General features: G+C 63.5%; 22 protein-coding genes. 9 read left to right on the forward strand and 13 right to left on the reverse strand.

Annotated elements, in window-relative coordinates:
* Window positions 1–20: 20 nt before the first annotated feature.
* Complete coding sequence (locus P9250_RS27735) at window positions 21–773, reverse strand: 5'-methylthioadenosine/adenosylhomocysteine nucleosidase (RefSeq protein WP_310396264.1); 753 nt, start codon at window positions 771–773, stop codon at window positions 21–23.
* Window positions 770–3,133, reverse strand: a complete 2,364-nt coding sequence (locus tag P9250_RS27740) for a UvrD-helicase domain-containing protein (RefSeq protein ID WP_244825671.1) — start codon at window positions 3,131–3,133, stop codon at window positions 770–772. The genes P9250_RS27735 and P9250_RS27740 overlap by 4 nt, the downstream gene beginning before the upstream one ends.
* A 198-nt stretch (window positions 3,134–3,331) precedes the next feature.
* Between P9250_RS27740 and P9250_RS27745 the strand changes: the two genes are divergently transcribed.
* The gene (locus P9250_RS27745; RefSeq protein WP_310396266.1) at window positions 3,332–6,199 is read left to right on the forward strand and encodes a valine--tRNA ligase; all 2,868 of its coding nucleotides are present in this window, start codon (window positions 3,332–3,334) and stop codon (window positions 6,197–6,199) included.
* Between the two features lie 100 nt (window positions 6,200–6,299).
* The gene (gene galU / locus P9250_RS27750; protein ID WP_244825674.1) at window positions 6,300–7,181 is read left to right on the forward strand and encodes a UTP--glucose-1-phosphate uridylyltransferase GalU; all 882 of its coding nucleotides are present in this window, start codon (window positions 6,300–6,302) and stop codon (window positions 7,179–7,181) included.
* 79 nt (window positions 7,182–7,260) lie between these two features.
* Here galU and P9250_RS27755 read toward each other — a convergent pair whose 3' ends face one another.
* The 4 genes from P9250_RS27755 to P9250_RS27770 all read right to left on the reverse strand — a co-directional run bounded on the left by P9250_RS27755 (window position 7,261) and on the right by P9250_RS27770 (window position 10,443).
* Window positions 7,261–7,488, reverse strand: a complete 228-nt coding sequence (locus P9250_RS27755) for a sulfurtransferase TusA family protein (RefSeq protein ID WP_062601442.1) — start codon at window positions 7,486–7,488, stop codon at window positions 7,261–7,263.
* Between the two features lie 66 nt (window positions 7,489–7,554).
* A complete protein-coding gene (locus P9250_RS27760) occupies window positions 7,555–8,571 on the reverse strand; it encodes a Gfo/Idh/MocA family oxidoreductase (protein WP_310396269.1) in 1,017 nt (338 codons plus the stop codon).
* Window positions 8,568–9,572: an inositol 2-dehydrogenase gene (iolG, locus tag P9250_RS27765; RefSeq protein ID WP_310396270.1), complete on the reverse strand. Its 1,005-nt coding sequence runs from the start codon at window positions 9,570–9,572 to the stop codon at window positions 8,568–8,570. Before iolG ends, P9250_RS27760 begins: the two co-directional genes overlap by 4 nt.
* A complete protein-coding gene (locus P9250_RS27770) occupies window positions 9,562–10,443 on the reverse strand; it encodes a MurR/RpiR family transcriptional regulator (protein WP_310396272.1) in 882 nt (293 codons plus the stop codon). The genes iolG and P9250_RS27770 overlap by 11 nt, the downstream gene beginning before the upstream one ends.
* 229 nt (window positions 10,444–10,672) lie before the next feature.
* Here P9250_RS27770 and P9250_RS27775 point away from each other — a divergent pair, with 229 nt between their 5' ends.
* From P9250_RS27775 to iolB, 7 genes are all read left to right on the forward strand, one after another.
* Window positions 10,673–11,725, forward strand: coding sequence for a sugar ABC transporter substrate-binding protein (locus P9250_RS27775; RefSeq protein ID WP_244825678.1), 1,053 nt, complete (start codon window positions 10,673–10,675; stop codon window positions 11,723–11,725).
* A gap of 127 nt (window positions 11,726–11,852) precedes the next feature.
* Window positions 11,853–13,019 carry an ABC transporter permease gene (locus P9250_RS27780; protein WP_244825679.1) on the forward strand — a complete coding sequence of 389 codons (1,167 nt, stop codon included), beginning with the start codon at window positions 11,853–11,855 and terminating at the stop codon, window positions 13,017–13,019.
* Window positions 13,020–13,029: 10 nt separating this feature from the next.
* Window positions 13,030–13,818: an ATP-binding cassette domain-containing protein gene (locus tag P9250_RS27785; protein ID WP_244825680.1), complete on the forward strand. Its 789-nt coding sequence runs from the start codon at window positions 13,030–13,032 to the stop codon at window positions 13,816–13,818.
* A gap of 19 nt (window positions 13,819–13,837) precedes the next feature.
* Window positions 13,838–15,826 carry a bifunctional 5-dehydro-2-deoxygluconokinase/5-dehydro-2-deoxyphosphogluconate aldolase gene (gene iolC / locus P9250_RS27790; RefSeq protein ID WP_310396274.1) on the forward strand — a complete coding sequence of 663 codons (1,989 nt, stop codon included), beginning with the start codon at window positions 13,838–13,840 and terminating at the stop codon, window positions 15,824–15,826.
* Window positions 15,823–17,691 (forward strand): 3D-(3,5/4)-trihydroxycyclohexane-1,2-dione acylhydrolase (decyclizing), encoded by a 1,869-nt coding sequence (iolD, locus tag P9250_RS27795; protein ID WP_310396276.1) that lies wholly within the window; start codon window positions 15,823–15,825, stop codon window positions 17,689–17,691. The genes iolC and iolD overlap by 4 nt, the downstream gene beginning before the upstream one ends.
* Window positions 17,692–17,701: 10 nt before the next feature.
* Window positions 17,702–18,604, forward strand: coding sequence for a myo-inosose-2 dehydratase (gene iolE, locus P9250_RS27800; RefSeq protein WP_244825683.1), 903 nt, complete (start codon window positions 17,702–17,704; stop codon window positions 18,602–18,604).
* Entirely contained in the window at window positions 18,601–19,407 is an 807-nt protein-coding gene (gene iolB / locus P9250_RS27805; protein ID WP_250465222.1) for a 5-deoxy-glucuronate isomerase, read from the forward strand. Before iolE ends, iolB begins: the two co-directional genes overlap by 4 nt.
* A 1-nt stretch (window position 19,408) precedes the next feature.
* On the opposite strand, the gene P9250_RS27810 is transcribed toward iolB, so the two are convergent.
* From P9250_RS27810 to P9250_RS27840, 7 genes are all read right to left on the reverse strand, one after another.
* Window positions 19,409–20,107 carry an ABC transporter ATP-binding protein gene (locus P9250_RS27810; RefSeq protein WP_310396279.1) on the reverse strand — a complete coding sequence of 233 codons (699 nt, stop codon included), beginning with the start codon at window positions 20,105–20,107 and terminating at the stop codon, window positions 19,409–19,411.
* Window positions 20,104–20,841, reverse strand: a complete 738-nt coding sequence (locus P9250_RS27815; protein ID WP_250465224.1) for an ABC transporter ATP-binding protein — start codon at window positions 20,839–20,841, stop codon at window positions 20,104–20,106. The genes P9250_RS27810 and P9250_RS27815 overlap by 4 nt, the downstream gene beginning before the upstream one ends.
* 76 nt (window positions 20,842–20,917) lie before the next feature.
* Window positions 20,918–22,045, reverse strand: coding sequence for a branched-chain amino acid ABC transporter permease (locus P9250_RS27820; protein ID WP_310396282.1), 1,128 nt, complete (start codon window positions 22,043–22,045; stop codon window positions 20,918–20,920).
* Complete coding sequence (locus tag P9250_RS27825) at window positions 22,038–22,919, reverse strand: branched-chain amino acid ABC transporter permease (protein ID WP_310396910.1); 882 nt, start codon at window positions 22,917–22,919, stop codon at window positions 22,038–22,040. Before P9250_RS27825 ends, P9250_RS27820 begins: the two co-directional genes overlap by 8 nt.
* Window positions 22,920–22,989: 70 nt before the next feature.
* Window positions 22,990–23,427, reverse strand: a complete 438-nt coding sequence (locus tag P9250_RS27830) for a thioesterase family protein (RefSeq protein ID WP_244825692.1) — start codon at window positions 23,425–23,427, stop codon at window positions 22,990–22,992.
* A 17-nt stretch (window positions 23,428–23,444) separates the two neighbouring features.
* A complete protein-coding gene (locus P9250_RS27835) occupies window positions 23,445–24,482 on the reverse strand; it encodes a low specificity L-threonine aldolase (RefSeq protein WP_244828077.1) in 1,038 nt (345 codons plus the stop codon).
* A 401-nt stretch (window positions 24,483–24,883) separates the two neighbouring features.
* On the reverse strand, window positions 24,884–25,120 hold the full coding sequence (locus P9250_RS27840; RefSeq protein WP_244825693.1) for a hypothetical protein: 237 nt from the start codon (window positions 25,118–25,120) through the stop codon (window positions 24,884–24,886).
* Window positions 25,121–25,174 lie beyond the last annotated feature (54 nt).

Genomic DNA, 25,174 nt, shown 5'->3' on the forward strand with positions numbered 1-25,174 from the left:
GGAAACCCCGAGAGTCGGAGCTAATGCACAGACCGAAGAAACCGCACCAGAATCCCCGACGAATACGCACCCGCGATCGCCACGAGAATCTCCGCGAACGATTCAGGCGCGGCGGCATCGGCGCTATCCGAGATGGTGCGCACGACGGCGCACGGCACTGCGTGTTCGAAACAAACCTGCGCGAGCGCCGCGCCTTCCATTTCGACCGCGAGCGCATCGGGCAAAGCGTCGCGCAGCGCCAGCACGCCTTCGTTGCTCGCGACGAAGCGATCGCCACTTACGATCAACCCGCGATGCACACGCGGCGCATGCACCGCGAAGCGCTCGGCAAGCGCGCGGCCCTCATCGACGATGAAACTCGCGGCGGCCAGCGCGAGCGCATCGGAAAAGCTGGGATCGGCGGCGAAATGAGAGCGGGCCAGAAGCGGCACTTCATAGCGCGGAAAAAGCGGCGAGGCATCGAGATCGTGCTGCAGGAGCGTGTCGCCGATGACGATGTCGCCCACCCGGACATTTGCATGCACGCCGCCCGCGACACCCGTGAAGACGATCGCATCGACCTTGAACACGTGAATGAGCGCGCTCGCCGTCGCCGCCGCCGCGACCTTGCCGATGCGCGCGAGCGTCGCCACCACGCGCACGCCATGCGCGTGGCCGACGTGATACTCGCGCTGACCGAGCGTCACCGTCTCGACTGCGCCCGCCGCATGCATCTGCGCGACGAGATCGCCCAGTTCCTGCGGCAGCGCCGCCATGATGCCGAGCATCGTCATTCGACCGCTTGCAGTTTCGCCACCGCGAGCGCGAGCCATTTCTCGCCGTGCCGCTTGAAGCGAACCTGCGCGCGCGCATCGCCGCCGGAACCTTCGAGCCCGATCACCGTGCCCTCGCCGAACTTCGTGTGGAACACCGCTTGTCCGACCTTGAAGCCGCTTTCCGCCGCGCGCTGCTCGTTGGCGAACGACGGCAACGCCGGTGCGGACGCGGCGGAACCGCCGTAAGCCGAACCGCCGCGCTCCTGGCCTGGGCGCGCGAACCAGTCGCGGCCCCAGCCGGCGTTATCCGCGCGCCCGCCCCAACGCGCGCCCGGCTCGATCTTCGGCGTGAGCCACTTGAGCGAGCCTTCGGGCAATTCGTCGAAAAAGCGCGAGCGAATGTTGTAGCGCGTCTGTCCATGCAGCATCCGGCTCTGCGCGAACGACAAATAAAGCCGCTCTTTCGCCCGCGTGATCGCCACGTAAGCGAGCCGCCGCTCTTCTTCGAGGCCGTCGGTTTCCTGCGCGCTGTTCTCGTGCGGAAAGAGCCCTTCTTCCAGTCCGGTGATGAACACCGCCGTGAATTCCAGCCCTTTCGCCGCGTGCACGGTCATGAGTTGCACGGCATCCTGGCCGGCCTGCGCCTGGTTGTCGCCCGCTTCGAGCGATGCATGCGAGAGAAACCCCGCAAGCGGCGTCATGGTGTCGGGGTTCTGCGCGGGATCGGCAATGCCGGGCGCGTCCAGCACTTCGATCTCGCCGTCCTCGCTCACGATTTCCGGCGCCGCCGTCGCGCCGGGGCGCAGCGGCACGGACCGCGCGGGGGTATCGAGCCCGTAGCCTTCCTCGCTCACGAACGCCGCCGCCGCGTTGACCACTTCCTGCAAGTTCTCCAGACGGTCCTGGCCTTCGCGCTCGGTCTCGTAGAACGCGGCGAGACCGCTCGCGCGCACGACGTATTCGACCGTTTCCGGCAGACTCATCTGCTGCGTTTCGGCGCGCATCTTCGCGACGAGCGTGGCGAATGCGCCGAGGCTCGAACCTGCCTTTCCCGTGACGTAGGGCACGGCGGCGGCCATCGAACAGTTGTAGAGACGCGCGGCATCGGCGAGTTGCTCGATGGAGCGCGCACCGATGCCGCGCGTCGGGAAATTGACCACGCGCGCAAACGCCGTGTCGTCGTTCGGGTTGTCGATCAGACGCAGATACGCGAGCGCATGCTTCACTTCCTGACGCTCGAAGAAGCGCAAGCCGCCATACACGCGATACGCAATGCCCGCGTTCACGAGCGTGTGCTCGATGGTCCGCGACTGCGCATTGCTCCGGTACAGCACCGCAATCTCCCCGCGCGCGAGTCCCGTATTGATGAGCGCCTTGATCTCCTCGACGATCCAGCCCGCTTCCTGCGAATCCGTCGCGGCTTCGTAGACGCGCACCGGTTCGCCGTGCCCCGCATCCGTGCGCAGGTTCTTGCCGAGCCGCCGCGAGTTGTTGGCGATCAGGAAGTTCGCGGTATCGAGAATATGGCCGTGCGAGCGATAGTTCTGCTCCAGCTTGATGAGATTGCGCACGCGGAACTCGCGCTCGAAGTCGTGCATGTTGCCGACGTTCGCGCCGCGAAACGCGTAGATGGACTGGTCGTCGTCACCGACCGCGAAGATGGCGTTGCTCTCGCCCGCGAGCTGCTTGAGCCACGCGTACTGCAGCTTGTTGGTGTCCTGAAATTCGTCGACGAGGATATTGCGAAAGCGCGCCTGATAATGCGCGCGCAGCGGCGCATTGAACGCGAGCAGTTCGTGGCAGCGCAACAGCAGTTCGGGGAAATCCACGACGCCTTCGCGCTGGCATTGCTGATCGTAGGCTTCGTACAGTTCGACGAACTTGCGGTTGAAGGCGTCCGTGGCGTCCACGTCCTTCGGACGCAAGCCCTGCTCTTTCGCGTTGTTGATGAAGTACTGAAGGTTCTTCGCCGGATATTTTTCGTCGTCGACATTGAGCCCTTTCATCAGCCGCTTGATGGCGGAGAGCTGATCGGCGGTGTCGAGAATCTGGAAAGTCTGCGGCAGCCCCGCGTCGCGATAATGCGCGCGCAGCATGCGGTTGCACAGGCCGTGGAAGGTGCCGATCCACATGCCGCGCGTGTCGATGGGCAAGAGCGCCGAGAGCCGCGACATCATTTCGCGCGCGGCCTTGTTCGTGAAGGTCACGGCGAGAATGGTCGGCGGCGACGCGTAGCCCTGCTGGATCAGCCACGCAATTCGCGTGATGAGCACGCGCGTCTTGCCGCTGCCCGCGCCGGCGAGAATCAGCGCGGGCTCGTTGGGCAGCGTCACGGCGGCGAGTTGTTCGGGGTTGAGGTTCGCGAGCAGGTCGGGCATGGGAGCAGGTGGACGGCGAAAAGCGGGCCAAAGTCTCTGGCGGCGGGCCGACCATTATAAGACCGCGCCGATGGCGTCGCCGGCGCCTGGCATCCGCGCTTGGCCGCAGGCCACCCCGAATTCGTCCGATTGACTCGCTCGAACCTTATAATCAGGGATTACCCCGCACTTTTCACGCATTTTTCGGCAGATTTCACGATGAGCGACAACACGCTTGCGAAGAGCTTCGAGCCTCAGAACATCGAGTCCCAATGGGGCCCGGAATGGGAAAAACGCGGCTACTCCGCCCCGACCTTCCAGGAAGGCGCGAAGAATTTCTCCATTCAACTGCCGCCGCCGAATGTCACCGGCACGCTGCACATGGGCCACGCGTTCAACCAGACCATCATGGACGGCCTGACGCGCTATCACCGCATGCTCGGCGAAAACACGCTGTGGGTGCCGGGCACGGACCACGCGGGCATTGCCACGCAGATCGTCGTCGAACGCCAGCTCGACGCCAAAAAAATCTCCCGCCATGACCTCGGCCGCGAGGAATTCCTGAAGCGCGTCTGGGCGTGGAAGCAGGAATCCGGCTCGACCATCACGAATCAGGTACGGCGTCTGGGCGCTTCCATCGACTGGTCGCGCGAATACTTCACGATGGACGACAAGATGTCCGCCGCCGTGCGCGACGTCTTCGTGACCTTGTACAAGCAAGGGCTCATCTATCGCGGCAAGCGGCTCGTGAACTGGGACCCGGTGCTGGGCACGGCCGTGTCCGACCTCGAAGTCATCAGCGAGGAAGAAAACGGCAGCCTTTGGCATATCAAGTACCCGCTGCCCGACGGCTCGGGCCATCTGACGGTCGCGACCACGCGGCCCGAAACCATGCTCGGCGACGTTGCGGTGATGGTGCATCCGGAAGACGAGCGGTATCGGCATCTGATCGGCAAGACGGTCGTGCTGCCGCTTGGCGACCGCGAGATTCCGGTTATCGCGGACGACTACGTGGACCGCGAGTTCGGCACGGGCGTCGTGAAGGTCACGCCCGCGCACGACTTCAACGACTACGCGGTCGGCCAGCGCCACAAGCTGCCGCAGATCGAAATCCTCACGCTCGACGCGAAGATCAACGACAACGCGCCCGCGAAATATCGCGGCATGGATCGCTTCGACGCGCGCAAGGAAGTGGTGAAGGATCTCGAATCGCTCGGCCTGATCGAGTCCGTGAAGCCGCACAAGCTCATGGTGCCGCGCGGCGACCGCACCAACGTGGTCATCGAGCCAATGCTGACCGACCAGTGGTTCGTCGCAATGACCAAGGCCGCGCCGGAAGGCACGTTCAATCCGGGCAAGTCGATCACGGAAACGTCGCTGGACGTGGTTCGCGGCGGGCAGATCAAGTTCGTGCCCGAGAACTGGACCACGACTTATTACCAATGGCTCGAAAACATCCAGGACTGGTGCATCTCGCGCCAGTTGTGGTGGGGCCATCAGATTCCCGCGTGGTATGGCGAAAACGGCGAGATCTTCGTCGCGAAGACGGAAGACGAAGCGCGCGCCGAAGCCGACGCCAAGGGCTACAAAGGTGCGCTGCGCCGCGACGAAGACGTGCTCGATACGTGGTTCTCGTCCGCGCTCGTGCCCTTCTCGTCGCTCGGCTGGCCGGACGAAACCAGGGAACTGAACGCGTTCCTGCCCTCCACCGTGCTCGTGACGGGCTTCGACATCATTTTCTTCTGGGTTGCCCGGATGGTGATGATGACCACGCACTTCACCGGCAAGGTGCCGTTCCACACGGTCTACGTGCACGGCCTCGTGCGCGACGCGGAAGGCCAGAAGATGTCGAAGAGCAAGGGCAATACGCTCGATCCCATCGATATCGTGGATGGCATCGAGCTCGAACCGCTCGTCGCCAAGCGCACCGCCGGCCTCATGAATCCGAAGGCCGCCGCGCAGATCGAAAAGAAAACGCGCAAGGAATTTCCGGAAGGCATTCCGGCCTTCGGCACCGACGCGCTGCGCTTCACGATGGCTTCCATGGCCACGCTGGGTCGCAATGTGAATTTTGATCTGGCACGCTGTGAGGGTTATCGCAATTTCTGCAACAAGCTCTGGAACGCCACGCGTTTCGTGTTGATGAATTGCGAAGGCCACGACTGCGGCTTTGCGAACCCCGGCGACTGCAAGCCGGGCGATTGCGGCCCCGGCGGCTACACCGATTATTCGCAGGCGGACCGCTGGATCGTGTCGCTCCTGCAGCGCGTCGAAGCGGAAGTCGAAAAGGGTTTCGCGGACTATCGCTTCGACAACGTTGCGAGCGCAATTTACAAGTTCGTCTGGGACGAATACTGCGACTGGTATCTCGAACTCGCGAAGGTGCAGATCCAGACCGGTACGCCCGAGCAGCAGCGCGCCACGCGCCGCACGCTGTTGCGCGTGCTGGAGACGGTGCTGCGGCTCGCGCATCCGATCATCCCGTTCATCACGGAAGCGCTGTGGCAGAAGGTGGCGCCGCTGACCGACGTTTTGCCCGAAGGCACGAAGGAAGGCGAGTTGTCGATCATGACGCAGGCCTATCCGCGCGCCGAGACGAAGAAGATCGACGAAACGGCGGAACAGTGGGCGTCCGAACTCAAGGCTGTCATCGACGCATGCCGTAATCTGCGCGGCGAAATGAACCTGTCGCCCGCGGTGAAGGTGCCGCTGCTCGCACATGGCGACGCCGCGCGTCTCCATACGTTTGCGCCGTACGTCGCCGCACTGTCGCGTCTTGCCGAAGTGAAGATCATCGACGACGAAGCCGCGCTCGACGCCGAAGCGGAAGGTGCGCCGGTGGCGATCGTCGGCGCGAACAAACTCGTGCTGAAGGTGGAGATCGATGTCGCCGCCGAACGCGAGCGTCTCACGAAGGAAGTAGACCGCCTGACTGTCGAAGCAGGCAAATGTAACGCGAAGCTCGGAAATGAAAGCTTTGTTTCAAAAGCGCCGCCCGCCGTCGTTGAACAGGAGCGAAAAAGGCTGGCAGAATACGAAACCACTATCGAGAAGCTTCGGGCGCAAATTTTGCGGCTGCCTGTCTGATTGGGCTGTCGTGAAGTAGCATCGCCGCGTGATCGGGGATGTTCGTCCGTTCGCCCAACTGCTCGACGTTCCAAATGATTAAGAGGATCAGGGTTATCACATGCTAAAAGTTACCAAAGCGGTTTTCCCCGTCGCGGGTCTCGGCACTCGGTTCCTCCCCGCGACCAAGGCGAGCCCGAAAGAAATGCTGCCCGTCGTCGACAAGCCGCTGATTCAATATGCGGTGGAAGAGGCAATGGCCGCCGGTATCACCGAAATGATCTTCGTGACCGGGCGCAGCAAGCGCGCGATCGAAGACCACTTCGACAAGTCTTATGAGATCGAAGCCGAACTGGAAGCGCGCGGCAAGGACAAGCTGCTCGAACTCGTGCGCAGCATCAAGCCGAGCCATGTCGATTGCTTCTACGTGCGTCAGGCCGAAGCGCTCGGTCTCGGCCACGCGGTGTTGTGTGCCGAAAAGCTCGTCGGCGACAACCCGTTCGCCGTGATCCTCGCGGACGACTTGCTGTACGGCAAGCCGCCCGTGATGTCGCAGATGATCGAAGTCTTCGACCACTATCACAGCTCGGTGATCGGCGTCGAGGAGATCCCGGCGGAAGATTCGAAGTCCTACGGCATCATCGACGGCAAGGAGTGGGAAGACAACATCTTCAAGCTCTCGGGTATCGTCGAAAAGCCGGAACCGGCCGTTGCGCCGTCGAACCTCGGCGTGGTCGGCCGCTATGTGCTGAAGCCCCGCATTTTCGATCACATCCGCTCGATCAAGCCCGGCGCGGGCGGCGAACTGCAACTGACGGACGCCATCATGTCGCTCCTGTCGGACGAACAAGTGCTCGCGTACAAGTACCACGGCACGCGCTTCGACTGCGGCAGCAAGCTCGGCTATCTGAAGGCGACGGTGGAATTCGCGCTGCGCCACCCGGAAGTGTCGAAAGACTTCGACGAGTATTTGCGCACGCGCTCGCCGAACCTGGCCAGCTGAGTCGAAGTAAGTCGAATTCGCCCGCGTCGGCAGGCGAAAAAAAAAAGCCCATCGCGTCATGTGATGGGCTTTTTCCTTTTCAGCGGCGTCGCATTAGAAAGGTGAACACTTTGTCCTGCGTGGTTACTTCGACGATCTCGTTGCCGGTCTGCCTTGCAAACGCCGCGAAATCGCGCTGCGATCCGGGGTCGGTGGCGAGCACCTTCAGAATCTGGCCGCTCGTCATGTCGGCGAGTGCTTTCTTTGCCCGCAGGATCGGCAACGGGCAGTTGAGCCCGCGCGCGTCGACTTCCTTGTGAACTTCCATCGCGATTTGAATTCCGTTAAGCCTTGCGTGTTGCGAAACATCGAAGGCCCGATTCTAACGCAGCGTTCACAAGTCCACCGGGCGCCCGGTCTCATATGCCTGCCGCATGGCGATGCCGATCCTCGTCGCCTCGCGCGCATCGTCGAGCGTGAGGCCGGTCGGCGTGCCATCTCGCACGAGCGCGACGAAGGCTTGCGCTTCGCGTAAAAACGCATCTTCGAAGCGCTCGAAGAAAGTCGGCGTGCAAACGTTTCGCATGCCGTGTGCATCGGCGATCTCGACGCGGTTCGCACGCGGATTGCGCCCAATGGCAAGCGCGCCCGCCGTGCCGATGACTTCTGTCTGCGTGTCGTGCCCATGAGCCATCGTGCGGGAAGCGTATAGCACGGCAAGCCGGCCATCGTCGAATTCGATCGTGCCCACGCCATTGTCGATATCGCCACATTCGCGCAAGCCTTCGTGGATTGCTATCGTGCCGCTCGCGAACACGCGCTTGGGCTTCGGATTACCGAGCATCCAGCGCGCGAGGTCGATGTCGTGCACGCTGCAATCGAGAAAGAGTCCGCCCGATGTCGGCGCGAAACGCACGAAAAAACCATCCGGATCATTCTTGTCGCAGGTCTGCGAGCGCACCATGAACGGCCGGCCGATCGAGCCTTCGCCAATGCGCTCGAAGGCATCTCGATAACTCGCATCGAAACGGCGCACGAAGCCGATCATTACATGCAGATGCGCATGCCGCGCGTGTTCCTCGATCACGCTGTCGCATTCGGCGAGATCGAGCGACAGCGGCTTCTCGCAGAACACATGTTTGCCCGCGCGCAACGCGGCGATGATCTGCCGCGCGTGCAGCGAAGTCGGCGTGACGAGCCACACGGCGTCGATGGACGGATCGGTCAGCAAGTCGGCGTAATCGGCATGGAGCGCGATTTCCGGCAGGTTGTCGCGAGCCCATTCGCGCTCTTGCTCAACCGGGCTGCACGCCGCGACGAGCCGCGCGCCCGGCACATGCCACGCGAGGTTTTCCGCGTGTCTGCGGCCGAGCCGCCCCAGCCCGACAATGCCCACCCGCACCGCGCTCATGCCTCGTTCTCCCCGAGCTTCACGATGCGCTTTTCGCGCCACGAAAGCGTCGCGGCCTCGGCGAGTTCGAGCGCCTTGAGGCCGTCGGCAACAGTGGTGCGCACGGGCTTGCCATGGGTCACGGCATCGAAGAAATGCGCGATTTCCGCGGCATACGCCGCGCGATACCGTTCGAGAAAGAACGCCTCGGGCACGTCGCTCGACACGCCCTTGGTCGAATATGCCGTCACTTCGGTCGGACGCACGTTGCCCGCTTGCAGCATGCCGAGACTGCCGAGCACCTCGAAGCGCTGATCGTAGCTGTAGCCCGAGCGCCGCGCCGTGTTGATCTGGCAGAGGCGTCCGCGTTTCGTGCGGATGGTGACGGCTGTCGAATCGATATCGCCGGCATCCGCGATGGCTGGATCGGACAAACAACTGCCCGTGGCATGCAGCGTGTCGGCTTCGTCGTCGAGCATCCAGCGGAAGATGTCGAAGTCGTGGATCAGCATGTCCTTGAAGATGCCGCCCGAATGCTTGATGTATTCCACGGGCGGCGCGCCCGGATCGCGGCTCGTCACGATCAGCATTTCCGGTTCGCCGATCTCGCCCGCTTCCACGCGCGCCCTCAATGCCGAGAAAGTTGGGTCGAAGCGCCGCTGAAAGCCGATCATGCAGACCACGCCCGCTTTCTGCACGGCATCGGCGCAGGCGCGCGCGCGTTCGAGCGTGAGGTCCACGGGCTTCTCGCAGAACACGTGCTTCTTTTGCGCCGCCGATGCGAGGATCAGGTCCGCATGCGTGTCCGTGCTCGAACAGACGACCGTCGCGCCGACCGAGGCGTCGCCCATGGCGGCATCGACATCGGCGACTTGCGCGCCGTATTGCGCAGCGAGCGCCGACGCGGCCTCGCGGTTCACATCGACGACATACTTGAGGCGCACGCCAGGCTGCCGCGCGAGATTGGCCGCGTGAATCTTGCCAATGCGCCCTGCTCCGAATACCGCCACGTCAATCGTCATAGCCGCCTGTCTCCTTGGATTCTTCTACGTTGAGTTCGAGCCGGTACGCGAGCGCGATGAACAGCGCCTGGCACAAGCAAATGGTGCTCGTGAGCGAGCGGAACGCGAACGCGCTGCCCTCCTTCACGAGCAGACTCGCGCTCGCGTGACGCGCGAGCGGCGAAAGCTGGCTGTCGGTGATCACGAGCGTCTTCGCGCCGTGATGCTGCGCGGCGCGCACGCAATACTGCGTTTCCTTGCCATAAGGCGCGAAGCTGATGGCCACGACCACGTCGCCCTTTCTCACGCTCTTGACCTGTTCGCGGAACATGCCGCCGATGCCGGAGATCAGATGCACGCGCTTCCTCGTGTGCTGCAGCGCGTAGACGATATAGCTCGCCACCGCGAACGAGCGCCGCACGCCGATCACATAGATGTTTTCCGCGTGTTCGAGCATTTCCACGGCGGCGTCGAACTGTTCGTCGTCGAGACCGGCTTCGAGTTCGTCGAGTCCCGTGCGGCTCGCCGCGATGAATTCGCGCGCCACGGACACACCGGAGGCATCGCCCGCCTTTTCGTCGATGAGTTTGCGAATGCGCTGCTGATAACTCTGCTGCGAGCCATTGCCGCCCGCGAACGCCTGCTTGAACACGGCCTGCAAGTCCGAGAAGCCCGAAAAACCGAAGCGCTGCGCAAAGCGCACCACGGCCGACGGATGCACGCCGCACGCGGTGGCGATATCGCTCGTACGATCCATCATCACGCTCGACCGATGCTGCTCGATATACGTCGCGACGTTCTTCAACTGACGCGGCAACGTGTCGTAAGCGTCGGTGATGCGCTGCATCAGATCGTCGACGCTCTGCACGTCGGTGCTGGTCTCATCCTGCATGGATAGCTCATGTCGATGGCGCCGCGAAGGCAGACGCCGTGGCAGCGATTATAGGAAGGCCGCAAGGAAAATGGAACGTATTTTCCATTTATGGCATCGGTGCAATTCCTATTGCAGACCGGGAAAACTTGGCCTACTCTTGGTGCTGAGTTCGAAGCGGCCCCAAGCAACGGCCGCATCGGCTCGCGGAAAAGTCAGATCAAACAACAAACCGAGATAGGTGGAGACAATGACCATTCGCAATGGCCGAGCCGCGTTGCGCGCGCTCGCGGCAGCCGCAATCCTGAGCAGCACAGCCTTGTTGACGGCGTCCCCCGCTCACGCGGCGCCCGACGCCAAGTTCGTCCTCATCAGCCACGCGCCCGACTCGGACTCGTGGTGGAACGTCATCAAGAATTCGATCAAGCAGGCCGACGAGGACTTCAACGTCCAGACCGACTATCGCAATCCGCCAAACGGCGACATTGCCGATATGTCGCGTCTCATCGAACAGGCCGCCGCGCGTAATTACGACGGCGTGATCACCACCATCGCGGACTTCGATGTATTGAAGAGCGCGCTCAACAAGGTGACGGCGAAGAAGATTCCGCTCGTCACGATCAACTCGGGCACCGAAGAGCAAAGCGAGCAACTCAAGGCGATCATGCATATCGGCCAGCCGGAATACGTCGCGGGCAAGGCCGCAGGCGAAAAGGCGAAGGCCGCGGGCGTCAAGTCGTTCCTGTGCGTGAACCATATCGCGACCAACACGGTGTCATTCGACCGCTGCCGTGGCTTCGCGGAAGCCATCGGCGTCGACTACAAGGCGTCCACCATCGACTCCGGTCAGGACCCGACGGAGATTCAGTCGAAGGTGTCGGCTTACCTGCGCAATCATCCCGATACGCAGGCTGTACTCACGCTCGGACCCACGCCCGCCTCGGCGACGCTCAAGGCCGTCACGCAAATGGGCCTGCAAAACAAGCTCTATTTCGTGACCTTCGACTTTTCCGATGACATCGCGAAGGGCATCAAGGACGGCACGATCAAGTTCGCAATCGATCAGCAACCGTACTTGCAGGGCTATATCCCTGTGGCCGTGCTCGCTATCGTCAAGAAGGATCACACCACGGACCCGGTGAAGATTCGCCAGATTCTCGAAGCGAATCCGAAGTTCAAGGCGCGTCTCGAAACGTATGGCCTCGCGCCGTCGTATGGACCGAAGAACATTCGTTCGGGTCCGGGTTTCATCACCAAAGAGAATCTCGACAAGGTCGTGAAATACGCCGGTCAATATCGTTGATCGTTCAGGGCGGCCGTCTTTTCAGCGCCGCCCGCTATCACTGCATTTGCGCGGAACGTCGTGCGTCTGCTGCGTCTATTCCCGACGCGGCAGGAGCGCGCGCATCGGTATCAGTCAAGGAGCCATCATGGGCGTAGCCGGCAAGCATTACCCTCCACATGCGAATCCACAGCCAGAGTCGGCCGAGACGCAGGAGGCAGCAAAGCCCTCGGACGAACGCGTGCGCCGGCAATCGTGGTTCGGCCATCTGCTGAACCGGCCGGAGTTCGCCGCGATCTCGGGCACCGTGCTCGTGTTCATCGTGTTCGGCTTCGCGGCGGGTTCGTCGGGCATGTTCAACCTCGACGGCGTGATGAACTGGTCGCAGGTCGCGGCCTACCTCGGCTTGCTCGCGGTCGGCGCGTGTCTTCTCATGATCGCGGGCGAGTTCGATCTGTCCATCGGCTCGATGATCGGCTTCGCGGGCATGATGGTCGCGCTGCCCTCGGTTTATCTGCACTGGCCGTTCTCGCTGTCGATTCTCTTCGCGTTCGTCGCTTCCATGCTGCTCGGCGCGTTGAACGGCTACCTCGTGATGAAGACGCGGCTGCCTTCGTTCATCGTCACGCTCGCATTTCTGTTCATCCTGCGCGGCCTCACGCTCGCGCTCTCGATCATGTTCGCGGATCGCACCATCATTTCCGGCGTCGGCGATCTCGCTCAACAAGACTGGCTCGCCGACACGCTCTTTCGCGGCGTCGCGCTGCACGGCCTCTTCGCGTGGCTCGCGCACATGGGGATCGGTCAGTTGCTCGATAACGGCCAGCCGCTCGTGCCGGGCATTCCGAAGGTCATCATCTGGTGGCTCGCGCTCGCCGCCGTCTGCGCCTTCGTGCTCGCCAAGACGCGCTACGGCAACTGGATTCTCGCGGTCGGCGGCGACGCCAACGCGGCCAAGAACGTCGGCGTGCCGGTACGGCGCGTGAAGATTTCGCTGTTCGTGCTCACCGCCTTCTGCTCGTGTCTCTTCGCCGTGCTGCAGGTGTGCGATATCGGCTCGGCAGCGGCCGATCGCGGCTTGCAGAAGGAATTCGAGGCGATCATCGCGGCGGTCATCGGCGGGACGCTTTTGACGGGCGGTTATGGCTCGGTCGTCGGCGCGTGCTTCGGCGCGCTCATCTTCGGCGTCGTGCAGATCGGCATCACTTATACGAACGTGAGTTCCGACTGGTTCCGCGTGTTTCTCGGCGTGATGCTGCTGCTCGCCGTGCTGTTCAATCACTACGTGCGCCGTCGCGTATCGCAAGCTCAGTGAGGCCAACGCCATGAACGACGACAACATTCTCGCGCTGGAAAACGTCAGCAAGTTTTTCGGCAAGGTCATCGCATTGAACGGCGTGACCTTGCGCCTGCGACGCGGCGAAGTGCATTGCCTGCTGGGCGATAACGGCGCGGGCAAGTCCACGCTCATCAAGACGCTGGCGGGCGTGCATACGCCGTCCGCCGGCGACTATCTCGTCGATGGCAAGCCAGTGCGCTTCGAGTCGCCGAAGGAAGCGCTGGATTTGGGCATCGCCACGGTTTATCAGGATCTCGCGCTCGTGCCGCTCTTGTCCGTTGCGCGCAATTTCTTCATGGGCCGTGAGCCGCAGAAGAAACGCTTCGGTCTCTTCAGCGTGATGGATCTCGATCTTGCCGCGGAGACTTCGCAGGCGAAGCTCGCGGAAATGGGCATCAACGTGCGCGATCCGCATCAGCCTATCGGCACCATGTCCGGTGGCGAGAAGCAATGTCTCGCGATTGCGCGCGCCATTCACTTCGGCGCACGCGTGCTGATTCTCGACGAACCGACCGCCGCGCTTGGCGTGAAGCAGAGCTTCAACGTGCTGAAGCTGATTCACAAGGCGCGCGAAAAAGGCATTTCCGTGATCTTCATCACGCACAACGTGCACCACGCTTATCCGATCGGCGACTCCTTCACGCTGCTCAATCGCGGCCGCTCGATGGGCACCTACACCAAGGACACCATCTCGAAGAACGAAGTGCTCGACATGATGGCGGGCGGCGCCGAGATGCAGACGATGATCAACGAACTCGAAGGCGCGACGATCTGAGGATCGAGGACAACAAGCCATGCCAGAACAACACACCTCACGTTTTGCAGCGGACCGCGCGCACGATATCGTGTGCCTCGGCCGCCTCGCGGTCGATCTCTACGCGCAACAGGTCGGCGCGCGGCTCGAAGATGTCGCGACGTTTGCGAAGTATCTCGGCGGGTCGTCGGCGAATATCGCGTTCGGTTGCGCGCGGTTGGGGCTCAAGTCGTCGATGCTCGCGCGCGTCGGCAACGATCACATGGGACGCTTTCTCGTCGAAACACTCGCGGGCGAAGGCTGCGACGTGAGCCACGTGCGCACGGACTTCGAGCGTCTCACCGCGCTCGTGCTGCTCGGCATAAAAGATCGCGATACCTTTCCGCTCGTGTTCTATCGCGAGAATTGCGCCGACATGGCCGTGGACGAAAACGATTTCGACGAAGCGTATATCGCCTCGTCGAAGGCATTGCTCATCACGGGCACGCACTTCTCCACGGAACAGGTGAATCGCACGAGCCGCCGCGCGCTCGAATACGCGCGCCGAAACAACGTGCGCACGATTCTCGACATCGATTATCGGCCGGTGCTGTGGGGTCTGACAGGCAAAGCCGACGGCGAAACGCGCTTCGTCGCCGATGAAAGCGTCACCGCGCATTTGCTGCATATCCTGCCGCTGATCGATCTCGCGATCGGCACGGAAGAAGAGTTCCGGATTGCGGGCGGCAAGGACGATCTGATCGATGCGCTCGCCACGGTTCGTACCGTTACTCATGCCACGCTCGTCGTGAAGCGCGGGCCGCTCGGCTGCTCGATCATCGAAGGCGCGGTGCCCGCTTCCATCGACGATGCGCCCATTCATGGCGGCGTCGAAGTCGAAGTGCTCAACGTGCTCGGCGCGGGCGATGCGTTCGCGTCCGGCTTCCTCTCGGGCTGGCTGCGCGACGAATCGCTCGAAGCGTGCGCGCGCGCGGCAAATGCGTGCGGCGCGCTCGTCGTTTCGCGTCACGGCTGCGCGCCCGCCATGCCCACGCCCGAGGAACTCGTGTACTTCCTCGCGGCCGCAAAAGAAGACCCGGCACGCATGCGCCGTCCGGATCGCGATGCGGGCCTCGCGCGTCTGCATCGCGTGAGCCCCAAGCGCAAGCAATGGGACGAAGTGCTCGGCTTCGCGTTCGATCATCGCAACCAGTTTTTCGAGCTTGCGCAGCAGACCGGCGCAAACGAAACGCGCATTGCGAAGCTGAAGGGTCTTTTCGTCGATGCCGTCGCGAAGACGGAAGAAGAACGCGGACTGGCCGGCCGTATCGGCGTATTGATCGACGACCGCTACGGACAGGATGCGCTCAATGCCGCGACTGGCCGCGGCTGGTGGATCGGCCGTCCGGTCGAGTTGCCGGGCTCGATGCCGCTCGTGTTCGATCACGGCCGCGACGTCGGCACGACGCTCGTCGAATGGCCGCGCGAGCATATCGCGAAGTGTCTCGTGCACTATCACCCCGATCATCCGCATGACGTGCGCCTCGAACAGGAAGCGCAACTGCGCACGCTCTACGATGCGACACAGGCGAGCGGCAATGAACTGCTGCTCGAAGTGATCGTGCCGAAGAACGGACCGCCCGTGGAGGACGACACGGCGTATCGCGCATTGAAGCGCCTCTACAACCTCGGCATCTATCCCGAATGGTGGAAGCTCGAACCGATGAGCGCACAGCAATGGCAGGCCGTCGATGCGCTGATTGCCGAGCGCGATCCGTATTGCCGCGGCGTCGTGCTGCTCGGGCTCTCGGCGGCGGTCGATCAGTTGCGCGATGGCTTCAAGGCGGCGGCATCGTCCAAAACGTGCAAGGGCTTCACGGTCGGACGCACCATCTTTCACGAGCCGAGCCGCGCATGGCTCGCGGGCGAAATCGGCGACGACGAGTTGATCGCGCGCGTTCGCCACACGTTCGAAACGCTGATTTCCGCATGGCGCGAGGCGCGCGCGTCGCTGAATGCCGTGCAGCCAAGACAGGAGCAAGCAGCATGAATCAACACGCTACCATCCGGCTGACCACCGCGCAGGCGCTCGTGCGCTATCTCGCCGCGCTGCGCACGGAAAGCGGCGAGGCGCTCTTCGGCGGCGTCTTCGCAATTTTCGGGCACGGCAATGTCGCGGGCATCGGCGAGGCGTTGTATCGGCATCGCGAGGAATTGCCGACGTATCGCGCGCACAACGAGCAAGCCATGGCGCATAGCGCGATCGCGTTTGCGAAGGCGCGTATGCGGCGCCGCATGATGGCTGTCACGACGTCCATCGGGCCGGGCGCCACCAATCTCGTGACGGCGGCCGCGCTCGCGCATGTGAACCGGCTGCCGGTGCTGCTTCTGCCGGGCGACATCTTCGTGTCGCGCGCGCCCGATCCGGTTCTGCAACAAGTCGAGGACGCACACGACGGCGGCGTTTCCGCGAACGATGCCTTGAAGGCCGTATCGCGCTATTTCGATCGCATCGTGCATCCGGCGCAGTTGTTGAGCGCGTTGCCGCGCGCGATCCGCGTGCTTACCGATGCCGCGCTCTGCGGTCCCGTCACGCTCGCGCTGCCGCAGGACGTGCAGGCGATGGCCTACGACTATCCCGCTTCGTTCTTCGAGCCGCGTGTGGTCGAGTTCCATGCGAGCGCGCCTTCACCGCATGAAATCGCGCGCGCCGCAGCGGCCTTGCGCGAGTCGCGCGAACCGCTGATCGTCTCGGGCGGCGGCGTGCTGTACGGCCTCGCCACCGACGCGTTGCGCGCCTTCGCGCACAAGCATGGCGTGCCCGTCGCGGAAACGCAGGCAGGCAAAGGCGCGCTCGCTTGGGACGACGCCCTGAACGCGGGCGGAATCGGCGTGACGGGCGCGGCATCGGCGAATGAACTCGCGCAATCGAGCGATTGCGTGCTCGCGGTCGGCACGCGCTTGCAGGACTTCACCACGGGATCGAACACGCTCTTTGCGCATGCGCAACTCGTTTCGATCAACGCCAATTCTTTCGATGCCCTGAAGCAAGACGCGCTGAGCGTCGAAGCCGATGCACGCCTCGCACTCGATGCGCTTTCCGAAGCGCTCGGCGACTGGCGCGCGTCGTCGCAATGGACCACGCGCGCCAAACGTCTCGCCGACGACTGGCGCGAGACTGTCGCACACGTGACGAACACGCCCGTCGCCGACAACGCCTTGCCGCGCGAAGCGGATGTCATCGGCGCGGTGCAGCGCTCGAAAGCCGATTCGCCGGCTGACGATATCGTCGTGTGCGCGGCGGGCACCTTGCCGGCCGACCTGCAGAAGCTGTGGCGCACGAGCGCGCCGGGCGGCTATCACGTCGAATACGGTTATTCGTGCATGGGCTACGAGATCGCGGGCGGTCTGGGCGCGAAGCTCGCGCGGCCGGAGCGCGAGGTGATCGTGATCGTCGGCGACGGCAGCTATCTCATGATGAACAGCGAGTTGGCGAGCTCCGTCATGCTCGGCGCGAAGCTGATCGTCGTGTTGCTCGACAATCGCGGCTATGGCTGCATCAACCGTTTGCAACAGGCATGCGGCGGCGCGCCCTTCAACAACCTGATCGACGACTGCAAGCAAGGCTCGCTCGGCGCACCGACCATCGATTTCGCGATGCACGCGCGTGCGCTCGGCGCGTTGTCGGAGCATGTGGCGAGCATCGACGACTTGCAGGCCGCGATGCAACGCGCGCGCGCCGCCGAGCGCAGCTACCTCATCTCCATCGACACCGACCCCGCGCGCACGACCGACGAAGGCGGATGGTGGTGGGAAGTCGCGGTGCCCGAGGTATCGGATCGCGATGCGGTCTTGTCGGCGCGCGAGCGTTACGAGCGCGCGTTGAAAGCACGCAGCGAAGGCAACTCTATCTAGGACCGCGCACATGTCTTTGCACGTACGGATCGGAATCAATCCCTTGTCGTGGATGAACGACGATTTGCCATCGCTCGGCGGCGAGACGCCCTTGTCCGTCGCGCTGACCGAAGGCCGGCGGATCGGTTACGAAGGCTTCGAACTCGGCAACAAGTTTCCGCGCGAGCCGCAGGCGCTCAAGACGCTGCTGGCGCAATACGACCTCGCGCTGGTGTCGGGCTGGTACTCGGGCAGACTCGCCGAGCGCAGCGCGGAAGAAGAGATCGAAGCCGTGGGTGCCCATCTCGACTTGCTCGCGCAAAACGGCGCGAAGGTGATGGTCTACGGCGAAGTGGCGAATTCCATTCAAGGCGCGCCGCGCCCGCTCTATCAGCGCCCGCGTTTTCTTGCGGATGCGCAGTGGCAACAGTATGCCGAGCGGCTGAATCGTTTCGCGGAATACACGCTGTCACGAGGCGTTCGCGTCGCCTATCATCATCACATGGGCGCGTATGTGGAGACGCCCGCGGACGTCGACCGTCTGATGGCGGAGACCAACGACGCGGTGGGCCTTCTCTTCGATGCGGGTCACATCACTTTCGCGGGCGGCGACGCATTGACCACGCTGCGCAAGCATATTGCGCGCGTGTGCCATGTGCATTGCAAGGACGTGCGCCCGGAGATCGTGAAGCTGGCGCGCAATCGCAACTGGAGTTTTCTCGATGCGGTCATCAACGGCGCCTTCACCGTGCCGGGCGATGGCGCGGTGGATTATCCCGGCATCGTCGCGTGTCTGGCCGAGCATGATTACGACGGCTGGCTCGTCGTGGAAGCGGAGCAGGACCCGGTGATCGCGCGGAGTTACGAGTATGCCGACAAGGGTTATCGCACGTTGCGCACACTTGTCGATGCCACATTCAAGGAGACGGCATGAGCCTGTTAGTGAAGGCATCGCGCGAAGGCCAGACGATCGCGCGTGTGACACCGGAATCCGCTGGCTGGAAGCATGTCGGCTTCGCGGCGTACCGGCTGGAAGAAGGTGAAGTGCTGCATGTCTACGACGCCGGGCGCGAAAGCTGCATCGTCGTGCTGACGGGCACGGTGAGCGTCGAGGCGGGCGACGAGCACTGGCAGTCCATCGGCTCGCGCGACAGTGTGTTCGAAGACGCCGCGCCCTATGCCGTCTACGTACCGCCGAAGCTCGCGGCAATCGTGCGGGCGGAGCGCGAAACGGAACTCGGTGTGGCGAGCGCGCCGGCGACGGGCGTGTATCCGCCGCGACTCATCGAGCCCTCGCAAATGAAGCGTTCGACGCGCGGCAAGAACGCGAATACGCGACACGTATGCGATATTCTTCCGCAGACCGAGGCCGCCGAGTCGTTACTCGTGGTCGAAGTGCGTACGCCGAGCGGCCATGCGTCGAGCTATCCGCCGCACAAGCACGATCAGGACAACGTGCCTGTCGAAAGTTCGCTGGAGGAGACTTATTACCATCGGCTGAATCCGCCGCAGGGCTTTGCGTTTCAGCGTGTTTATACCGACGAGCGCGATCTCGACGAAACCCTGGCGGTGGAGAACCGCGACGTGGTGATGGTGCCGCGTGGGTATCATCCGGTCGTCGTGCCTTATGGCTACGATAATTATTATCTCAACGTGATGGCGGGCGATAAGCGCACGTGGCACTTTAAAAACGATCCGAAGCATGAGTGGATCGTGGAGCGGGATAGCAAGGAGTGAGTTAACCCACCGACAGCCATTCTCGCTGCACATCGGCGCGTGTTTCCAGCTCCCCCAACGCCCCATCGAACTGAACCGCGCCGTGCCCCATCACCGCGACGCGCGCATCGAGCATGCGCGCGATCGTCAGGCGCTCTTCGATCAGCAGTATGGCCACGCCGCGTTCGCGCAGACCCGCGAGGCACGCCGCCACTTGCATCAGCACTTGCGGCGCGAGCCCTTCGCCGGGTTCGTCGATGACCACCAACGACGGATCGCCCGCCAGCGTTCTTGCCAGCGCCAGCATTTGCTGTTCGCCGCCCGACAACGCGCTGGCCTTCACTCGCGCGCGCTCCCGCAACACGGGGAAGAGGCGATAAGCATCGTTCACACTGAAGCGCGTGCCCGGGCGCTCGCCGAGCACGAGATTCTCGCGCACGCTCAAGCCCGGAAACACATCGCGCGTTTCAGGCACGTAGCCAATTCCCATGCGCGCGATGCGAAACGGCCGCAGCCCGACGAGCGATGCATCGCGAAACCGCATCTCGCCCTCGCAGCGCACAAGGCCCATGATGGACTTCGCGAGCGTCGAGCGCCCCGAACCATTGCGGCCCACGAGCGCGACGATCTCGCCTTCGGCTATCGACAGGTTCACGCCGTGCAGCACCTGTGCCGCGCCATGCCACGCGCGCAGATCGTGGATACGCAACCCGGCGCTCATCGCGATTCCCCCAGATACGCCTCGCGCACCGCGCGATCGTCGCGAATCGCCGCAGGCGTGCCGGTGGCGATCACGCGCCCTTGAACCAGCACGGAGATGCGATCCGCGAGGCCGAACACCGCGTCCATGTCGTGCTCGATGACGACGAGCGTGCGCCCTTGCGTCGTCGCCCGAATCAGCGCCAGCGCGCGCGATGCCTCCGCGCGGTTCATCCCCGCCGTGGGTTCGTCGAGGAGGATGAGCGGCGCATCGGTGGCAAGCGCGATGCCTAGATCGAGCGCGCGCTGTTCGGCATACGTGAGCCGTGCGGCGGGTACGTCGGCGTGAGCGGCCAGGCCGATGGCATCGAGCATGGCGCGGGCGCGGTCTTCGAGCGCGCGCGACGGCAGCCAGCGATCGATCATGCGCGAGGAAGCCGAGCCCAACGCCGCACAACGCAAATTGTCGAGCACGCTCAAGCCGGTGAAGACGCTCGTCGTCTGGAAGCTGCGCGCAAGCACCCGGCTAATGCGTTGCGGCGCGCGACCGGTGATGTCGATACCGATCGCCACGATGCGCCCTTCGTCGGGTTTGGTGCGCCCGGAAATGGTGTCGAAGAGCGTGGACTTGCCTGCGCCGTTCGGGCCGATGAGCGCATGACGTTCGCCGCTTTGCACTTGCAGATCGATACCGCGCAGAACGCGCGTCGGACCGAACCGTTTCGCGATGCCGTGCAATTCGAGGGCGATGGTCATGGCGTGTACCCTTTGCGACCGGCGGCAAACATCGCCCTGAAGCGCTCGCCGAACTTACGCGGTTCAAGACCCATGTTCATCGCACGCCCCGCGCCCGTCGATCGATCCACGCGAGCCCAACGCCGAGCGCCAAGCAAGGCAACGCGATCCACCAAACGCCGTGCGGCAACGCGCTTGCATCCGCTTGTCGCGCATAGAGCGTCTCCACCGCGACGACCACGGCCGCACCGAACGCCAGCGTGCTCGACATGGCATACATGGTCGAACGAAGCGGGCGCGTGCGCATGCGCGTGAAGAAGCCAGCGACGCCATCGGGCGCCGCGACGATCACCCACGCGAAGCACAGTCCGAGATACATCGGCCAGGCAGCGGACACGCTCGCCACCGCCACGCTGAAAAACGTGAGCAGCACCGCCCCGGCAATCGGCCCAAAGAAGCTTCCGGTCCCGCCGATGACCGTCGCCACCAGCACGCTCGTCGATCTCGCAAGCCCGACGCTTTCCGCCGATGCCAGTTCGACATTCACGAGCGACAACACGCCTGCAATGCCCGCGAAGAACGCGGATACGACGAGCATCGTGAAGCGCACGCGCCGTGGCGACGCGCCTATCGCCGCCGCACGCACGGGATTGTCGCGCACGGCGTTCGCGAGGCGACAAAGCGGCGTGCGCGAGAACGCGAACATCGCGCAAGCCGACACGACACACCAGCACGCGATCAACGCATACGCCTGCCGCAACGGGCCGAATGTCCATCCGAAGAGCGCAGCGCCGCTCGCGCGATCGATCGCCACGCCACCCTCGCCGCCGAACCAGCCCGGCACGAGCCAGACGCTTGCCGCAACCAATTCGCCGATGCCTAGCGTGATCATCGCGAAAGCCGTGCCGCCGCGTTGCGTCGAGATCGCGCCGAAGACGATGGCCGCGAGCACCGCAAAGCATCCGCCGATCAATGGCAGCAATGGCAACGGCACGCCAAAGCGATTGAACACATGCGCGGCGGCGAAAGCGCCGAACCCCGCATAAACCGCGTGACCGAAGGAAAGCAAGCCCGTCTGCCCGAGCAGCAAGTTGTACGAGAGCGCGAAGACGATGAGCGTCGCCGTCTGCGCGAGATACGCAAGCAGCCAGGATCGATCGAAGCAAAGCGGCGGTAGCGCAAGCGCCGCGACGAGTGCGAGCCACGGCGCGAGGGACTTAAGCATCGCCCGTCTCTTCACCGAAAAGTCCGCGTGGACGCGCCGCCAGCATCGCGACGAGCAACAGGTACGGCAGCACGGGCGCGAGTTGCGCGACGCTGAGCGCGGCCCAAGCGTCCGGCAAACGCACGCCGAACCAGGCAGCAATGCTCCCCGCCGATGCCGTCGTGCCCACGGCGAATGTCTGCACGCAGCCGATCAAGAGCGACGCGACGAGCGCCCCCGCAAGCGAGCCCAGCCCGCCGATGACCACGACGACGAACACGATGGGACCGACGGCGTCGGCCATCGACGGTTCGAGCACGGCAAGCGGCGCGCCGATCACGCCCGCGAGCGCCGCCAGCGCCGTGCCGGCGGCGAACACCGTCGTGAAGACGCGCGGGACATCGTGGCCGAGCGTTTCGACGGTCGCGGAATGCGTGAGCGCCGCGCGCACCACGAGCCCCGTCTTCGATACGCGCAGCACGACATGCAACGCGCCGAGCATGAGGATGGCAAGCAGCATCATGAACACGCGATAGCGTGGAAACGCGGCGCCGTACCAGGTGAAGAGCGGCCCTTCGAGCACGGAGGGAATCGTCGCGGGCAACGGTCCGAGCCCCCATACGAGCTTCACGCCCTCGCCTATCACGATGGCCGCGCCGAACGTGAGGAGCAACTCGGCGAGTGCGCCGCGCGCATGCACGCGCTTGAGCAGAAAGCGCTCGAACAACGCCCCCGCGCAGCCGACGATCAAAGGCGCCACGACGAGTGCCAGCCAGAATCCGCCATACGCAGCCAGCGCCTGACCGACATACGCGCCGAGCATATAGAAGCTCGCGTGCGCGAAGTTGAGCACGCCGAGCATCGAGAAGATGAGCGTGAGGCCCGCACAGAGCATGAAGAGCAGCAGCCCGACGCTCACGCCGTTGAGCAGGCTCACGCTGAACCACTGAAGCACGGAACAATCCTCAAGCGTTGACGAGCGGCTTCAAGGCATCGACGAGACGCTCGGGCAAAGGCACCGGCCGGCGCGTCATGCGGTTCACATAGACATGCACGAAATGGCCCTGCGCCGCCGCGCTCTTTGCGCCTTGCGTGAAGATGCCGACCTCGTAGCGCACGCTCGTCGTGCCGAGCTTTTCCACGCGCAAGCCCGCATCGATCAGATCGGGAAACGAAACCGACTCGAAGAAATTGCAGCGCGTTTCCACGACGAGCCCGATCGTCTCGCCGCCCGCGAAGTCGAGCACGCCCGAGCGCAGCAGATACTCGTTCACGACGGTATCGAAGTAGCTGTAGTAGACGACGTTGTTGATATGACCATAGACATCGTTGTCGGACCAGCGCGTGCTGATGGTAAGGAAGTGCGGATAGTCCGCGCGGCGCGTGGGTTGCGGTTTGCTCATCGTCGGCGGCGGCTGCATCAGCGGTTGATCGCTGCGAGTGCGCGGACTTCGTCGGCGAAGCGCTCGACGGTGTCCTCGCGCGTGTCCCATGCGCACATCAGGCGGCAGCCGCCCGACCCGATGAACTGATAGAACTTCCAGCCTTTCGCGCGCAAGGCGGTGGCGACGTGCGGCGGCAATTCCGCGAACACCGCGTTCGATTCCGGCTTGAAGAGCACCTGCACGCCGGGAATATTCGCGAGACGCTCGGCCATCAATTGCGCCATTGAGTTGGCGTGACGCGCGTTGCGCAGCCAGACATCGTTATCGAGCAAGCCGAGCCACGGCGCGGAGATGAAGCGCATTTTCGATGCAAGCTGCCCCGCCTGTTTCAGCCGATAAGCAAAATCCACGGCAAGCGCCTTGTCGAAAAACACGACCGCTTCGCCGACCGGCAAGCCGTTCTTGGTGCCGCCGAAGCACAGCACGTCGACGCCCGCGCGCCACGTAATCTCCGACGGATGCACGCCGAGCGTGGCGACCGCGTTGGCGAAACGCGCGCCATCCATATGCACGGTCAGATGCCGCCGCTTGGCGATGGCCGCAATCGCGCGCACTTCCTCGACGGTATAGACCGTGCCCACTTCCGTCGATTGCGTGAGCGAGACGACTTTCGGCTTCGGATAATGGATATCGGCGCGTCGGGTGACGAGTTCCTCGATCGCATCGGGCGTGAGCTTGCCGTTCTCGCCCTTGGCGGTCAGAAGCTTGGAGCCGCCGGAGAAGAATTCGGGGCCGCCGCACTCGTCGGTTTCGATATGCGCGAGCTCGTGGCAAATGACCGAGTGATACGACTGGCACAGCGACGCCAGCGCAAGCGAATTGGCCGCCGTGCCATTGAAGACGAAGAAGACTTCGCAGTCGGTCTGGAACAGATCGCGGATGCGGTCGCACACGCGCGCGGTCCAGGAATCGTCGCCGTAAGCCGGTTCGTGGCCGCTAGTGTTGGCCTTGACGAGCGCATCGAGCGCTTCGGGGCAGATACCCGCGTAATTGTCGGAGGCGAAGTGCTGGATGGATTCGTTCGGCGCGGTCATGGAATTCGCTGGAAGACTGGTAGAAGGCGCTGCACGAGCTTCGTGACCCGGGACGAGTGAAGATCGCGTGGTCGCCATCGTTGCGTGCCGTGCAAGCAGTCCGCTCATTTTATCCGCATCGCGCCGTGCAAGATTCGAATGCGATTGAGCGATAGATCGTGTGCCGCGCCCGTTCTAACCTCGCGACACTTAGGATACCGACGGGCAGCGTCGAACGATTGCGCTATCGGTGTTGAATTGCGCTTTGCCGACTCGTCTATCGACGACGTGGTGCCGTCAGCGCGCCGCTCCAATTCAACATGTCATCTGACGAAAAAGCGCGCCACCGAAGCCGGCGGCGCGCTTTATGGCGTAAACAATAACTTGGGTCGAGGCTGCGCTTACTTCGCTGTCGTGCCGCTGGCGGCGTTGGCTTGCTGCGCGGCCTTGTCCTTCTTGTTCGCTTCGTGATGGCCGATCGCGCAGCCACCCGCCGCGCCCACCACGCCGTGCTTGCCCGCGACGTGTCCCGCCACGCCGCCGACTGCCGCGCCTTCGAGACATCCCTTGGCCTGTGCTGCGCCCGTGGCGGCGATCATTGCGCCAGCCAGTACGATCGATGCAATCTTGTGGTTCATGTTTGTTCTCCCCTTTTGGTTGAAAGTACCGGAGAAGATGCACGAGATGTGCCT

The organism is Caballeronia sp. LP006, assembly GCF_031450995.1.
In the GTDB taxonomy this organism is placed as follows: domain Bacteria; phylum Pseudomonadota; class Gammaproteobacteria; order Burkholderiales; family Burkholderiaceae; genus Caballeronia.